Annotated in this window: 13 protein-coding genes; 8 read left to right on the top strand and 5 right to left on the bottom strand. The window is 61.2% G+C overall.

Annotated elements, in window-relative coordinates:
• The 5 genes from ACG97_RS16290 to tssJ form a co-directional block, all read right to left on the bottom strand.
• The coding region (locus ACG97_RS16290) for a type VI secretion system Vgr family protein (protein ID WP_047968438.1) at positions 1 to 912 on the bottom strand (912 nt) is incomplete at its 3' end.
• Positions 912 to 1,391: a type VI secretion system baseplate subunit TssE gene (gene tssE, locus ACG97_RS16285; protein ID WP_047968437.1), complete on the bottom strand. Its 480-nt coding sequence runs from the start codon at positions 1,389 to 1,391 to the stop codon at positions 912 to 914. The genes ACG97_RS16290 and tssE, both read right to left, overlap by 1 nt.
• 3 nt (positions 1,392 to 1,394) lie before the next feature.
• On the bottom strand, positions 1,395 to 2,030 hold the full coding sequence (gene icmH, locus ACG97_RS16280; RefSeq protein ID WP_238377378.1) for a type IVB secretion system protein IcmH/DotU: 636 nt from the start codon (positions 2,028 to 2,030) through the stop codon (positions 1,395 to 1,397).
• An 82-nt stretch (positions 2,031 to 2,112) separates the two neighbouring features.
• On the bottom strand, positions 2,113 to 3,459 hold the full coding sequence (tssK, locus tag ACG97_RS16275) for a type VI secretion system baseplate subunit TssK (protein WP_047968435.1): 1,347 nt from the start codon (positions 3,457 to 3,459) through the stop codon (positions 2,113 to 2,115).
• Positions 3,460 to 3,527: 68 nt separating this feature from the next.
• Positions 3,528 to 4,001 carry a type VI secretion system lipoprotein TssJ gene (gene tssJ, locus ACG97_RS16270; protein ID WP_238377377.1) on the bottom strand — a complete coding sequence of 158 codons (474 nt, stop codon included), beginning with the start codon at positions 3,999 to 4,001 and terminating at the stop codon, positions 3,528 to 3,530.
• Positions 4,002 to 4,210: 209 nt separating this feature from the next.
• Here tssJ and ACG97_RS18095 point away from each other — a divergent pair, with 209 nt between their 5' ends.
• The 8 genes from ACG97_RS18095 to ACG97_RS16230 form a co-directional block, all read left to right on the top strand.
• Positions 4,211 to 5,083, top strand: a complete 873-nt coding sequence (locus ACG97_RS18095) for a M15 family metallopeptidase (RefSeq protein WP_238377376.1) — start codon at positions 4,211 to 4,213, stop codon at positions 5,081 to 5,083.
• A 21-nt stretch (positions 5,084 to 5,104) separates the two neighbouring features.
• A complete protein-coding gene (gene tssM, locus ACG97_RS16260; RefSeq protein ID WP_047968432.1) occupies positions 5,105 to 9,040 on the top strand; it encodes a type VI secretion system membrane subunit TssM in 3,936 nt (1,311 codons plus the stop codon).
• A gap of 16 nt (positions 9,041 to 9,056) precedes the next feature.
• On the top strand, positions 9,057 to 10,076 hold the full coding sequence (gene tagF / locus ACG97_RS16255; RefSeq protein WP_047968431.1) for a type VI secretion system-associated protein TagF: 1,020 nt from the start codon (positions 9,057 to 9,059) through the stop codon (positions 10,074 to 10,076).
• A gap of 42 nt (positions 10,077 to 10,118) precedes the next feature.
• On the top strand, positions 10,119 to 10,631 hold the full coding sequence (gene tssB / locus ACG97_RS16250) for a type VI secretion system contractile sheath small subunit (RefSeq protein WP_047968430.1): 513 nt from the start codon (positions 10,119 to 10,121) through the stop codon (positions 10,629 to 10,631).
• 3 nt (positions 10,632 to 10,634) lie between these two features.
• Positions 10,635 to 12,119, top strand: a complete 1,485-nt coding sequence (gene tssC, locus ACG97_RS16245) for a type VI secretion system contractile sheath large subunit (RefSeq protein WP_047968429.1) — start codon at positions 10,635 to 10,637, stop codon at positions 12,117 to 12,119.
• Positions 12,120 to 12,215: 96 nt separating this feature from the next.
• On the top strand, positions 12,216 to 12,713 hold the full coding sequence (locus ACG97_RS16240; protein WP_047968428.1) for a type VI secretion system tube protein Hcp: 498 nt from the start codon (positions 12,216 to 12,218) through the stop codon (positions 12,711 to 12,713).
• Between the two features lie 59 nt (positions 12,714 to 12,772).
• Positions 12,773 to 13,258, top strand: a complete 486-nt coding sequence (locus ACG97_RS16235; RefSeq protein ID WP_047968427.1) for an OmpA family protein — start codon at positions 12,773 to 12,775, stop codon at positions 13,256 to 13,258.
• Between the two features lie 15 nt (positions 13,259 to 13,273).
• A partial coding sequence (locus tag ACG97_RS16230; protein ID WP_047968426.1) for a type VI secretion system Vgr family protein occupies positions 13,274 to 14,185 on the top strand: 912 nt, incomplete at its 3' end.

The raw sequence follows: 14,185 nt of genomic DNA, 5'->3' as shown, positions 1-14,185 counted from the left end.
ATAGTGGCTCAGCTGCTCGGCATCGCTGGCGTAGTAGGCGCCGGGGGCGTCGTAGTGCTGCAGGCTGGATTGCAGGCGGGCACCATCCAGCCCCTGCTCGACGGCGGTCTCGTCGCCGCTGTGGCCGGTGGCCACCGGCTGGTAGTCGTAGGTCGCCAGCGCCACGCTGCCGGACACGATCTGTCGCGCGCCGTCCCAGCGGGTGAGGCCATCCTCCTCTTCCGTCGCATCGCTGCGGTGGAAACGCACGCGGTCAAGGTTGGCCGCCGGCAGGCTGTACGGATCGTCGAAGGCCAGCAGCCGCACCTGCGGCGTATCACCGTCCAGGTGCTCGTAGCGCCAGGACAGCCCTTCTTCGCGCAGCAGGCGACAGATGAAGTCGTGGTCCGATTCGCGGTACTGCAGGCAGTAGCTGCGATTGGGCAGCGCGCCGGCCAGCATGAAGTCCAGGCTCTGCACCGCGGCAAACAGCGGGTTGGCGGAGGCGTGCTCGGCAAAGAGCTGGCGCACGATGGCGTCCACCGACAGGTCCTGGAACACGCGCGAGGTCTGGCGCAGGCGCAGCAGCGTGAACGGCGGCTCGACGGTCAACGCGTATTTGGCGAAACCGCCGTCGCTGCCCAGCGTCTCGGCGGCGCTGACCACGCCGCAGCGCAGCGATTCGCGGCCGTCGGCGCCGGCAATGCCGAGCCGCACCGGCAGGCCGAGCAGCGACTTCAGCTCGATGCCGTCGTCCGGCGCCAGGCACTCGACGCGGAAGCGGTAGTCGCCGGCCAGCGCCTCGTCGCCGGACAGGCTCAGCGGCAACAGCGCCTCGCCCCAGCGGCTGCCGTCGCCCAGTTGCAGGCTGAGCAGGCGCTGGTCCTGGTTGAAGGCGGAGGCGAAGCTGGCGAGCAGGTCGAGGAGGTTCATCAACCCTGCACCTTGTAAACGTTGGAAGACAGTTGCAGCGTGGCGTCAAAGCTGACCGGCGGGCGGTGCGGATGCACTTTCAGCACGGCATCTACCCGGAAGCGCAGGTGCCGCTCCAGCTCGCGCGGCGCATCCAGATTCACCCGTACTCGGGACAGGCGGGGCTCGTGAACCTCAATGGCGCGGCGTAGCTGTTCGCGCAGCAATTCGCGATCATCCGGATTCAGCAGGCTGATGCCGCTGAGATCGGGAATACCGAACTGCAACATGCTGTCATCCGCCAGAGGATGGGCGGCATACAGTTCCGGCTGCGCCATGATTCTGGTATTGAGCAGCGCCTCCAGGTCGCGCGCCAGGGAACGGCGAAATTGCGGCAACTCGAAAAGCAGCTGCTCGCTGCCATGGCTGAGATCAGGCTGGTCATCCAGCAGGCGATCCAGCACGGATGGCAGTATCTGGGTATGTCGCAAGCCGCTCATGCTCTAGATCCCGAACAGCTCGGCCAGTTGCTGCCCCAGCAACCAGTGGTAGGAACCCCAGATTGCCGCCGCAGCGACTGCCAGCAAGGCAAAATACAGCCACATCGGCAACTCGTGCCGCACGAAGGCCTGGAAGCGCTGCGGCAATTGCCAATTGGGCGCAAAGTCAGCCTTGCCGCCGCGGACTTGCTGAATTTCCTGCCCCAGCTTGTGCTTGAGATAGCCCAGCTTTTCTTCACCCTCCAGCAGATAGCGCCCCTGAAAACCCAGCAACAGGCAGGTGTAGTACACCTCCAGGGCTTCGATATGACGTACCGGATCGAGTCGCAACTGCTCCAGCCGGCTAAAGAAGCCCTCTCCCGCCAGGTGGTCACCGAACAGGCGCAATTGCAGCGGCATACGCTCCCACTCATCGCGCAAAGGAAAATCCGACGACAGGATGATTTCGTCCAGCAATGCGCAAAAAGCATACTTTGCCTGGCCAATGGCATCTGCCGACTTGCCGAAGTTGCGGGCATTGCGCTCGTACTGCTGCAGGAACTGATCGACACGGCGATTGAATTCCACGCTGCTGCCCGGCGCATTGCCGTCCTTCAACAGGAACAACAGATAAACGCCGTCTTCCAGCATTTCGCGCATGCTGGGTCCCGTGCTGCTGACGGTGATAGCTGACTCGGTTGGTACGGCAGTTTCGGTAACAGTGGCTTGACTCATGTTGGCCTCAACGGAAAACGGCAATCAGTTCCAGATTCAAACCGGACAAGGTCTGCGGAACATAGATGCAGATGCTGCGTGACTGCAGCATGCGGGCGAAGATGTCGCCATGCGGCTGCAAGGCAAAGTAGTGATTGCCCACCCGCACCGGCACGGCAGACGGTGTTTGCGCGGCATGGCTCAACGCCACGCCACGCATGGCGGAGTTGAGGATCTTCTCGACATCGTCCGGCGCGCCGATTTTGAGCTTGAGTGGCACGTTGTCCAGCACCTGACTGGCCGGCTGCTCGCTTTGCACCGACAGGTAGAAATCGACGTTTTCCAGCAGGCGATCGCTCTCCAGTCGTCCGATGTAGAAAGAAGGTTTGGGGGAATGCAAGGGGATGACCGCATAGCGTGCCGAAATCACCGTCTCCAGCAGCTCGCGTATCTGCAAGTCCAGAGCTGCAAATACCGTGTACAGGTCCTCATGGCGATAAGCCGGGATATCCGCCAGCGCAAAACGGGTAGAAAAGGTTTGCAGTTCGCCGCAGAACTCTGCCAGCGCCATGTACAGCGCCTCCGGATGCAGCGGGTTGCTTAGCGACAAGTGGCGCAGGCGGGCAAAGTTGCGGTTGACGGTATGCAGCAACCAGAAAGCACTGATATCGCTGGAACCATACTCCATGACGCTTTTGGCTTTTTCGCGCTGGGCGCCGGCCAGGGCCTGGCTTTTCACCAGCAAGATATCAAGCAGGCGACGCAGCAACTGCGGCAACGCCCCGGCTGCCGCGATGGTCAGCATCGGCGGCAGATAATCCTCCGCTACCACCCACTGTCCGGTCGCATCTTTCTGCAGCCGGCACAGTGCGATCGCATCGTAACCATCGCGATTTTCTTCTTCGAGCATCAGCCGCACATCCGGCTCCAGCACCGCGACTTCCGCTGGCAATGCCTGCGTGTACAGATCGGCAAGCTCCTCGCCGCCGCTGCGGTAACGGCATGGCCGCCCGGACTGCTCGCCACTAAGCGTGTTGCCGCCGTATGGCTGCAAATCCGCCAAACAGGCATACAAGGTGGTTGTCACCCCCAGTTGTGGCAGCGCCGACAGGTCACGCGACAGTGGTAACGGCGCTGCCTGCGGCGCCTGGTACAGTGCGCCATCCCGAAACAGCACACCCAGTGCATCCAGCCTCACCAGGCCGCCCTTGAGGGCTGACTCGTCCAGCCGCAATTGCTGCACACCCCAGGCATGCCGACACAACAGCTGCTGCCGGATGGCCGCATCCTGCTCCAAAAACAATGTTTGCTGCTGAAAATGCTGCGGGCGCAGGAACATTCCCTCTCCCCACAGCACACGTTTCGCTTGTTGCATCTTTTCTCAATCCGTTTGGCCAGCGGCCAATACATCAAAACGCACACGACTCCAAGAGCCCCTGGCTCTTAGCGACACTCCACCTGCAGCGAGCCCGGCTGGCCAGGCATGAGCCTGGCGGCGGGCTTGAGCGCGCGCAGATAACAATCCTCGGCATGAAACTGCAGCCCTTTGCTGCGCACCGCGTCGGCATCAAACAGCAACCGCCAGAACTGCCTGTCCGGCTGCCGAAACAACGCCACCAGTCCAACGTGCGTCGACTCCGGCAGCACCAAAAAATCGGCAATCTCCGCCTTCGATCCCGGCAACAGGGTGAGCTCCTGCAACGCCAGCAGATCCGGCGACAACAAATCCTTTTCCGGCTTGCCTGACGCCAGCGCCTCCATGCTTAAACGCTTGAACGCCTGATCGGACTTCAACTGATAGACACGCACCACAACCGACAACGGCTTGCCCCGGCTATCGCGATTCAATATCGCAGCGGCATCCCCGGAAAGCCTGACCGGGCCATCACCAGCACAGCCCGACACGAGCAATGCCATCGGTAACAGCCCCCAACCCAGGCACCTCGTCCATAGCCACCCCCTGGCTCTGCAATGTCGCATCTGCGTAGACACCCTTGGAAAACATGCCAAAGTACTATTATAATTGAAAAGCATTTTTTCTACAAAAAATTGCAAAATACTATATTTTTATATATTTATTTAAAATCAACCGTTTAATTACAAACGCATCAAAAAAAGGCAGTGTGATGTGGCTCGACTACGTGAAACCTTATCTAGCACCAGGCGCATCCATGCTGCTGATCTGCACCATCATCTGGATTGGGTTCAGATTTTTTTACACAAAAACACATATAAATAAATCACTTACCATAACAACAAAGAATGGAAAAACTGAGTCCCCCCTGCAAACAGGATGGCAGACTGGTCTGCACTATGTCACCAATGAAGCAAGGCTGCAGCCCACAAAAAAACTTATAGAAATCATAAAAAAACACTTTGTCATTGCCTTTTTACCTGTTTTTTCGATATCTTTAGCCGCCTCATCGGTTGCTTTGTCACTTTTTTTCAGTAATTTACACAAAACAGAAGAATTCATACCCAATGAGTACAAGCACAGTTCGCGCATCAAGTTGACGCTGCAGGAGGAGCAACTGGCTCCGCCACCACCGCTACCCCCGGAAGCTTTCCGCGACGCCATTAGCGAACAACCCCGGCTGAATCGGGCTGACCGTAACTGGGACAAGCTGGATGCGGCCTTCGTCCAGACCGTGCTTCGTCTCATGGCGAGACTGGAAGCACGTGGTTACCCGATGACGCTGCTGGAGGGCTACCGCAGCCCGGAACGACAGGATGCATTGGCAGGCCAGGCCACACTGGTTACCAAGGCAAAAGGCGGCCAGAGCAAGCACCAGTATGGGCTGGCGGTGGATCTGGCCCCGGTACGAAACGGCAAGGTGGTGATTTCCGAACGCGATCCGTGGGCAATGCGGGCGTATCAGGCACTGGGCGAAGAAGCCGCGGCGGCAGCGCTGACCTGGGGAGGTAACTGGAGCTTCAAGGATTACGGCCATATTGAGCGCAGCGGCTCGCTAAGGCAGCTGCTGGCTCGCAAGCAATAAACCAATAGGAAGGTAAGCACGGTGTTAAAAAAAGGTTGGCGACAACATGCCAAGGTGGCCTCGGCGGTCGGGTTTCTGATCCTGATCGCCTTGGTCTGGTTTCTTGGAGAGTGGCTGGGGCTGGAGACCATGGAGGCTCGGCTGGGCTGCATCATCGCAATCATGCTGCTATGGGTCGTCAGCCTGCTGATCGGCCAGCTGCTGGCAAAACGTGCCGGTGGCCTGCTGGAAAAAATGTTGCGCCAGCAGGCTGATGACGCCGTGATTCATGCCGGCTCAGAGAAGCGCGCCGAAGTGACCCTGTTGCGCCAGCGCCTGCTGGCCGCCATCGACACCCTCAAGAAGTCCAAGCTGGGCAGCAGCAGTGGTGCGGCAGCCCTGTATGAGCTGCCCTGGTACATGATCATTGGCCATCCCGCCGCCGGCAAAAGCTCTGCCATCCTGCAATCCGGCCTCAGCTTCCCATTCAGCGACAAGAGCGGCATCCAGGGGGTCGGCGGCACGCGTAACTGCGACTGGTTTTTTTCTACCGAAGGCGTATTGCTGGATACTGCAGGACGCTATGCCACGCAAAGCGAGGATCGAAGCGAGTGGCTGGCCTTCCTGAAGCTGCTCAAGAAGCACCGTGCCAAAGCACCGGTCAACGGCATTCTGGTGGCCATCAGTCTGCCGGAACTGGCACAGCATCACAGCGAGGGGTTTGCCCTGTACGCAAGGCAGGTGCGCGAGCGCATTCATGAAGTCTGCAGCACCTTCGGGCTCCACGTCCCGATTTACCTCGTATTCACCAAGCTTGACCTGCTTGGTGGCTTTGCCGAGTTTTTCCAGGATATGCCGGAAGAAGAACGCGACCGGGTCTGGGGCAGCACCCTGACGGCCAACCAGGGGCACGGCTTTGATGCCGCCACCGTCGCCTCGCAACAGTTCGAGCTGCTCTATCGCGGTCTGGTACAAGCCGGTGAGGAGAAATTGCTGCAATACCGTGGCGATCAGGTACGCCCGGCACACTTTGCCTTCCCGATCGAATTTCACGGACTGAAGGACGCCGTGGTGAAGTTTGTCAGCCTGCTGTACGAGGATGACCCTTACCATGCCCGCCCGCTGTTGCGCGGTTTTTACTTTACCAGTGCCCTGCAGGAAGGCACGCCGCGTATCGTCGCCGCCAGCCGGGTGCAGACCCAGTTCGATCTGGCACCGGCACAGGGTGACCGGCAACAGGCCGCAGCTTCTTACAGCTTTTTCCTTGGTGACCTGTTCCGCAAGGTCCTGTTTCCCGATCAGCATCTGATCTCGCGCCAGAGTGGTCGTGGCGGCAGCCGCTGGCGAATGGCCGCCATGGCCGCCGGTATCCTGTCGCTGTGCACCCTGGCCGGCCTGTGGAGTTGGTCCTATGTCGGCAACCAACAATTGCTGGCGGATATCAGCAAGGAACGGGAAGACGCCCGCAAGCTGGCCGCATCCAGCCAGTTGTACGACAAGCTGCGCGCACTGCAGCAGATGCAAACCCGCCTGGAACAACTGCAGGCTTACCGAACCGAAGGGGCGCCCTGGCAGATTGGCGTCGGCCTTTATCAGGGAGAACCGCTGGAGACGGCGCTGCGTAGCGAGTACTTTGCCGGTATCAAGGCCGTGATGCTGACACCGGTGCAACGCAACCTGGAAACTACCCTGCAGACACTGGAGCAGCCGCACGCTCCGACGCCGGTCATGCCCCCGCCAGCGGTACAAGCACAGCAAGCCAAACCGGTCGCACCGGCACCAAGCAAACCCAGGCCCAAGCTCCGGCCACGGCCGCAAGCCCGACCGCTGCCCAACATTCAGCTGGGCGCGATTGCCAATGACTACCGGGCACGCCCGGTCGTGCTGACAGCAAGCGTCCATCACACCCGCCATGTAGCCTGGTGGCGTCGCGCGTCGCCAGCGCTGGCAGCCAACCGCTGGCAAGCAGCCGGCTTCGGTTTGCGTCACGCCAGCTGGTCCCCCGGCGCGCGCACTTCCGCATTGCAAGCCGTCACCCCTGCCCTGCCTGCCACGGCCGGGACCGCTGCCGCGCCCCCGGCCGCAGTCAAAGCGCCACAGCTGGATGCCAGCTACAACGCGCTGAAAACCTACCTGATGCTGTATCAGCCGCAGCGCATGGAGGCGGCCCATCTGGCGGACCAGCTGCCACGTTACTGGCGCCCCTACCTCGAAGCCCAGCGCGGCTCATACAGCACGGAAGAAATCATGGCGGTCGCTGAAAAACTGCTGGCGTTCTACATCAGCCAGGTCAAGGCACCGGATCTGCCATTGATTGCGCCCAACCTGCGCGTGGTCAGCCAGGCCCGTGAAGTACTGCGCGGCTCTTTCAAACGCATGTCTGCCGAAGAACGTGTTTTCAACGAAATTCGCGCCCGTGCCAATACCCGCTTCTCGCCACTGACCGTCGCGCGGATTCTCAACAACCGCGATCTGGACATCATGGCAGGCAGCCAGATGGTGGAAGGCGCCTTTACCCGTGAAGCATGGGATCAATATGTCAAAGGAGCAATAGAGGAGGCCAGCAAGGGGGAAATCCGCAGCGATGACTGGGTGTTGGCAGCAAGCAGCCAGGACAACCTCGGCAAGGATGGCGACAACGAGAAAAACCGTACCGCCCTGGAAGCCCAGTACCGTGCCGCCTACAGCGCCAGCTGGAAAAAATTCCTGCAGGGCGTCACCGTGCGCGACTTCACCTCTCCCGCACAGTCCGCGTCGGCCATGACGCGTCTGGCAGACCGGGAAAATTCGCCCATCAAGCTGATCCTGACGCGGGCCGCCACGGAAACGGCGTGGGACAACCCGTCAGAGCTGAACCGCTCACTGGAAACGGCCAAGCAGTCGGTGCTGGAAAAAACGGCCAACCTGCTTAAGGGCGGCAGCAGTGATAGTGCACAAAACGGCAAGCTCTATGGCGAAGTAGGCCAACAATTTGCCGGCGTTGCCCAACTGGTCAAGGGGGAGAACGCCCCGCTCTACGGCTACCTCGACCAGTTGGCCAAGTTGAAGGCCAAGCTGGGGGCGATTGCCAGCACGGACGATCCCGGCGCCCTGTCCCGTGCCACCTTGCAGGCCACCTTCAACAACAGTGGCTCCGAACTGGCAGACAGCATTGCCTACGTCGACAACGCGCTGCTGGCGCAAAGCACTCCCGAGACCATCGGCATGGTACGGCCGATGCTGGTACGCCCGCTCAGCCACTCCTACAGCGCCCTGCTTGGCCCGGTCAGCACCGACATCAATCAGGCCTGGGCCGCGGAGGTGTTGCCGCAATGGCGCCAGCTGGCCGCCAAGTATCCCTTCAGCGATGCCGGCAGCACGGCATCGATTGCCGAAATCAACCGCTTCCTGAAGGCCAATGACGGCACCCTGGACCGCTTCATCAACAAATACCTTGCCGGCCTGGTGCAAAAGCGCGGCGACGAACTGGTGCCACGCGCCTGGGGCGAGCTGGGCATCAAGTTCAACCCGGCCTTCCTCAGCAGTGTCAGCAGCCTGTCCGCCTTGGCCAACGGCCAGTTGCAGGATGGCGACGGACTGCGCTTTGAGCTGCAGCCGCAACCCACACCCGGCCTGTCGGAAATCGTGTTCGACATCGACGGCCAGGAACTGCGCTACCGCAACGGCCCGCAACTCTGGCAGCCCTTTACCTGGAATGGCAGCAGCCAGACCGCAGGCGCACGCATCCAGGCACTGTCCTACACCGGGGCCAACAATGTGGTGGCCAACCATCCTGGCGGCATGGGACTGATGCGCCTGCTATCGAGCGCCAAAGTCGTGCAGGAAGGTCCGGATGGCACCCAGCTGGCCTGGTCATTACGCAAGGCCGAAGGTGAGCCCTTGATCGTGCGGGCCAATTTCCGGGTACTCAGCGGCGTGAATCCGCTGCAGTTAAGCCGTCTCAACAAACTGACGTTGCCCGAGCGCGTGACGTTGTAATCGGGGGAGCAAGGTCTTGAGCTTCACTTTCAAACGTACCCAGGAAGTTGCAGCCTCGTTCTGCATTTTCGGCAAACTGCCACGTCGTGGCGACTTCATCCGCCTCAACGCTACCCACCCGGCGGCGGCGCAGCTGGATCAACTACTGGCAGACAGCATCAGCCTGCTCTCCCAGACAACGGAAGCGATCAGCCGTTATCGCGACATGCCCGGCTCCTGCTTCGTGCTGCGCAGCCGGGACCACGCCTGGCTGTCACTGGGCGTGATTCAGCCCAGCCATGATGAAAGCGGCCGTAACTACCCACTGGTGGCAGCCACTCAGCTGCCGGCCAGCCTGGAGCTGCCGCCGCTGGCCGTGCTTTTGCTGGCCTGCGAACTGTTCTTTTCCGGACTGAAGGACCAGCTGGCCAGTGCCATCGACAACGCGGTGGAAATGGTCGCCTGCCGCCAGTTTCTGGAAGCGCAGGCCCTATTCGGGGCCGCATCCAGCGACGATGTCGCGCTGGCAGAGCAGCTGCTGTCCCACCATCTGGCCATGACTGCGGCGCGGCAGCTGGACGAAGCGATCTGCCGTCGGCACGGCCACAGCCTGGAAGCTACCCTGCTGGCCTTCATCTTCCACAGCCAGTTGCAGCACCGCTTTCGCGACAGCCTGTGCGCGCAGACCTATCTGTTGCCGCTGCCGGCCACGGATGGCGAGGACATGTTGGCCGCCGCCACCTGGCTAACGCTGTATCAGGCTGCCGCCAGCGCGAGTGGTGCCGACGAAGCCCAGTGCCTGCTGATCAACCGCCCGGATGGTCGTTACCTCGCCTTGCAGCCCCGCTCGCCGGATGCCCACATCGTGGCGCAGTGCTGGGGAGAGCCGCTGAACGAGCGCTTCGTGGTGGATATCGGTGATGAACAGGCGCCGTGGCGCCGCCATCAATCCTATGCCGAAGCCACTTACATCCTGGGACGGCGCCTGAACGACCCGGATCTCAGCGTCGCGCAATTGCGCGACCTTGTCGCCAGCCTTGCCCGCAGCATCGCCTGACGCCGTTAAACCCTGACAGCCCCTACTTTTCGAAAGCACACCATGAGCAAAGAAAGCACCCAGAAAAAACTGTCGCGGGTTCGCCCGCCTCGCGTACAGATCACCTATGACGTCGAGATCGGCGATGCCATTGAAACCAAGGAACTGCCGTTTGTGCTGGGCGTGCTGGGCGACTACTCCGGCCACAGCAAAAACCCGCTGCCCAAAATGAAAGAACGCAAGTTTGTCCAGATCGATCGTGACAACTTTGACGAAGTGCTCAAGGGCATGGCACCGCGACTGGCCATCAAGGTGGACAACAAGCTGCAGGACGACGGCAGCCAACTGGCGATGGAACTCAACTTCAACGAACTGGGCGACTTTGAGCCACAGAACGTGGTGGCACAGGCCGAGCCGCTCAAGCGTTTGCTGGAAGCCCGTACCCGTCTGGCCGATCTGCGCAACAAGCTGGCCGGCAACGACAAGCTGGAAGAACTGCTGGACGAAGTGGTACGCGACACCGAAAAGCTGCGCCAGATCAGTCAATCCGCCCATAGCGACAACACCGGGGAGTAAGCCATGAGCACAGCACAACAACTGGACACTGCGGCCAACCCTGCCGCGCTGGATGCCAGCAGCCTGCTGGACAGCATCATCGATCAGAGCCGCATCGCCACCAATGACAGTGAAAAGGGCCATACCCGTGACCTGATCGGCGAACTCGTCGCCCAGGTACTGGATGGCAGCGTCACGGTGTCGCGCGACCTCAGTGCCAGCATCGATGCGCGCATTGCCGAACTGGATGCCATTCTGTCAGCCCAGCTCAACGAAGTGATGCACCACCCCGAATTCCAGAAACTGGAAGCCTCCTGGCGCGGATTGAAGTATCTAGTGATGCAATCCGAAACCAGCACCATGCTGAAAATCAAAGTGCTCAATGCCTCCAAGAAAGACCTGGTCAAGGACTTCAAGGCCTCGCCGGAGTTCGACCAGAGCGCCCTGTTCAAGAAAATTTACGAGGAAGAGTACGGCACCTTTGGTGGCGCGCCCTATGCCGCACTGGTGGGTGACTACGAGTTCACCCGTCACCCTGAGGACTTCTACCTGCTGGACGAGCTGTCCCATGTGGCCGCATCGGCCCACGCCCCGCTGATCTCCTCTGCCTCCCCCGGCCTGTTCGGCCTGGAAAGCTTCACCGATATCGGCAAGCCGCGCGACCTGGCCAAGATTTTTGACACCGTCGAATATGCCAAATGGAAGTCGTTCCGTGAATCGGAAGACTCGCGCTACGTCGGCATGGTGCTGCCACACGTCCTCGGTCGTCTGCCCTACGGCCGTGACAATGTGCCGGTAGAGGCCTTCGACTTCGAGGAAAACGTCGATGGCAGCAACCACGACAAATACCTGTGGACCAACGCCGCCTACGCCTACGCTGCCCGCCTGACCGATGCCTTTGCCCAGTACGGCTGGCTGGCCGCCATTCGCGGCGTGGAGGGTGGCGGCCTGGTAGAAGGCCTGCCGGCACACACCTTCAAGACCGACGACGGCGAAGTGGCACTCAAGTGCCCGACCGAAGTCGCCGTCACCGACCGTACCGAAAAGCTGCTGTCCGACCTGGGCTTCATCTCGCTGGTGCACTGCAAGAACACCGACTACGCCGCCTTCTTTGGTGGCCAGTCGATACAAAAAGCCAAGACCTACAACACCGATGCGGCCAACGCCAACGCCCGCCTGTCCACGCAGCTGCCCTACATCTTTGCGGTGTCGCGCATTGCGCACTACATGAAATCCATCATGCGCGACAAGATCGGCAGCTTTGCCTCACGCCAGAACGTGCAGGACTTCCTGAATACCTGGCTGGCGCAATACGTGCTGCTGGACGACTCCGCCAGCCAGGAAGCCAAGGCCAAATATCCGTTGCGCGAGGCGCGTGTGGACGTGGTGGAGGTACCGGGCAAACCCGGTGTCTATCGCGCCGCGGCCTTCCTGCGTCCGCATTTCCAGCTGGACGAACTCACCATTTCCCTGCGTTTGGTTGCCGAGCTGCCTCAGCCGGCAGGTTAACGCCGAGACGCTCCGGTCTCCAGCCTCACCGGCCGGCGTGACCGGAGCATGCATTCCGGAAGCCACGCTTCCATTTTTGTCACCTAGGAGAACCACATGGCTTTTGACGCCTTTCTGAAAATCGACGGCATTCCGGGCGAAAGCACCGATGACCAACACAAGGACTGGATCGAAATCCAGTCTTTTTCCCACCTGATCGAACAGCCAGCCCAGGCGACGGCCAGCACCGCCGGCGGCGCCACCGCGGAACGCGTCAACCACGGCCAGTATGAGATCACCCACTTCCTGGACAAGGCCAGCCCGAAGATCTACGAGGCATGCTGCACCGGCAAGCACATCAAGGAGATCACCATCGAGCTGTGCCGTGCCGGCGGTGACAAGGTGAAGTACATGGAAATCAAGATGGAGCAGGTTCTGGTATCCAAAGTTGAACCGAATGGTTCCGCCAACGATGCCGGCTTCCCCAGCGAAAAGGTCAGCTTCAGCTACGGCAAGATCAAGTGGACTTACACCCAGCAGAAACGTGCCGACGGCGCAGGTGGCGGTAACGTCAGCGCCGGCTGGGACCTGACTGCCAATAAAGTAATCGCCTAAGCCGTTTTGCCGGCCGGAGTCCGCTTTCCATCGCGGCTCCGGCCTTGAAGGGATGCATCATGTTTTATCGCCTCACCATTCTGGCCATCAGCACGGCACTGCTGCTGGGCTGTGCCAATAGCCGCAAGAACAAAACGCCGCCCCCCGACCCAGCCACTGTCCAGGCCCAGGAAAGCAAGGCCATTGTCGTCAAAGTGGCAGAAGGCGTGGAGCAGGCTACCGCAAAAGTGCAGGAAGCCACCGGCAACAAGGCCGTCGTCGCCGACCCGACACTGGTGCCATTTGACAAGATGAGCGCCAAGCTGAGCCCCCTCACCGAACAGCAGGTCCGTGCCCTTGCCCCGGCGCTGGTCATTGCCAAACAGATCATCATCACTGGCTACTGTGACCGCCGTGAAGTAGGCAATGCACCGGCCGCGGCCCGTGCTCGGGCAGAAACCGTCAAGAAACTGCTGGTAGACAACGGCATTGCCGCCAAGCGCATCGTCCTCAAGATCGACACCGTGCAGCGCCTGCACGCTGCCCGCGTTACTTTCAACGGTTAACCCGTACTAATCCCCATGAATCTCCCCGACCTGCTCGCCAGCTTCGCCTCCGCCTTCAACCAGGAGCAGCGGCTGCTCAGCCTGCAACTGGGCGATGGCAGCCGCTGGGGCGAGGCGCTGCTGCCGCTGAGCCTGTCCGGTGACGAAGCGCTGGCCGGCGATTACCGCTTCCGTGTCGAGTGCCTGGCGCCGGACGACGGCATCGAATTGAAGTCACTGCTGGGGCTGCCGGTGCGGCTCGGCATTGCCGGCGCCGACGGCCGCGAATCGCTGCGCTGCGGCGTGGTCAGCGCCGCCGAGACGCTGGGCAGCGACGGCGGTTTCGCCAAATACGCGTTGACCGTCGAGCCGCCGTTCACGCTGCTGTGCCTGCGCCAGACCTCGCGCGTGTTCCAGGATGTATCTGTGGACGCCATCGTGCGGCAGCTCTTTGCCGAGCACGCGGCGGCCAACCCGCTGTTCGCCGCGGTGCAGGAGCTGGACTTCGCGCTGGCCGGCCCGCTGCCGGCTCGCAGCTACTGCCTGCAGTACCGCGAATCCGATCACGATTTCATCACCCGCCTGCTGCGCGAGGAAGGCTTGAGCTGGCGCTACGAGCACCTGGATGGCGATACACCGCAGGTCAAGCTGCTGGCCTTCGACGATCCGTACAGCCTGCCTGCGGCCAACCTTGGCCGCGTGCGCTTCCACCGCAGCGATGCGACCGAAGAAGAGGACGGCCTCACCCGCTGGGACGGCGCACGCCAGATCGTACCCGGCAGCGTGGCGCTGGCCACTTACGACTACCAGCCGGTGGCCACCGGCCACAGCGGCGACGAGACCGCGATCGAGCAGGGGCTGGATGGTGCCCGCCTGCAATCCAGCCTGCAGCACTACGACGCGCCCGGCGCCTACTACGCCAGCGACGCCGAGCAGCTATCGCACTAC

The sequence above is a fragment of the Vogesella sp. EB genome, assembly GCF_001037925.1.
Classification (GTDB): Bacteria; Pseudomonadota; Gammaproteobacteria; order Burkholderiales; family Chromobacteriaceae; genus Vogesella; species Vogesella indigofera.
The sequence above is the reverse complement of the archived record's forward strand: the minus strand, read 5'-3'. Positions and strand labels throughout refer to the sequence as shown.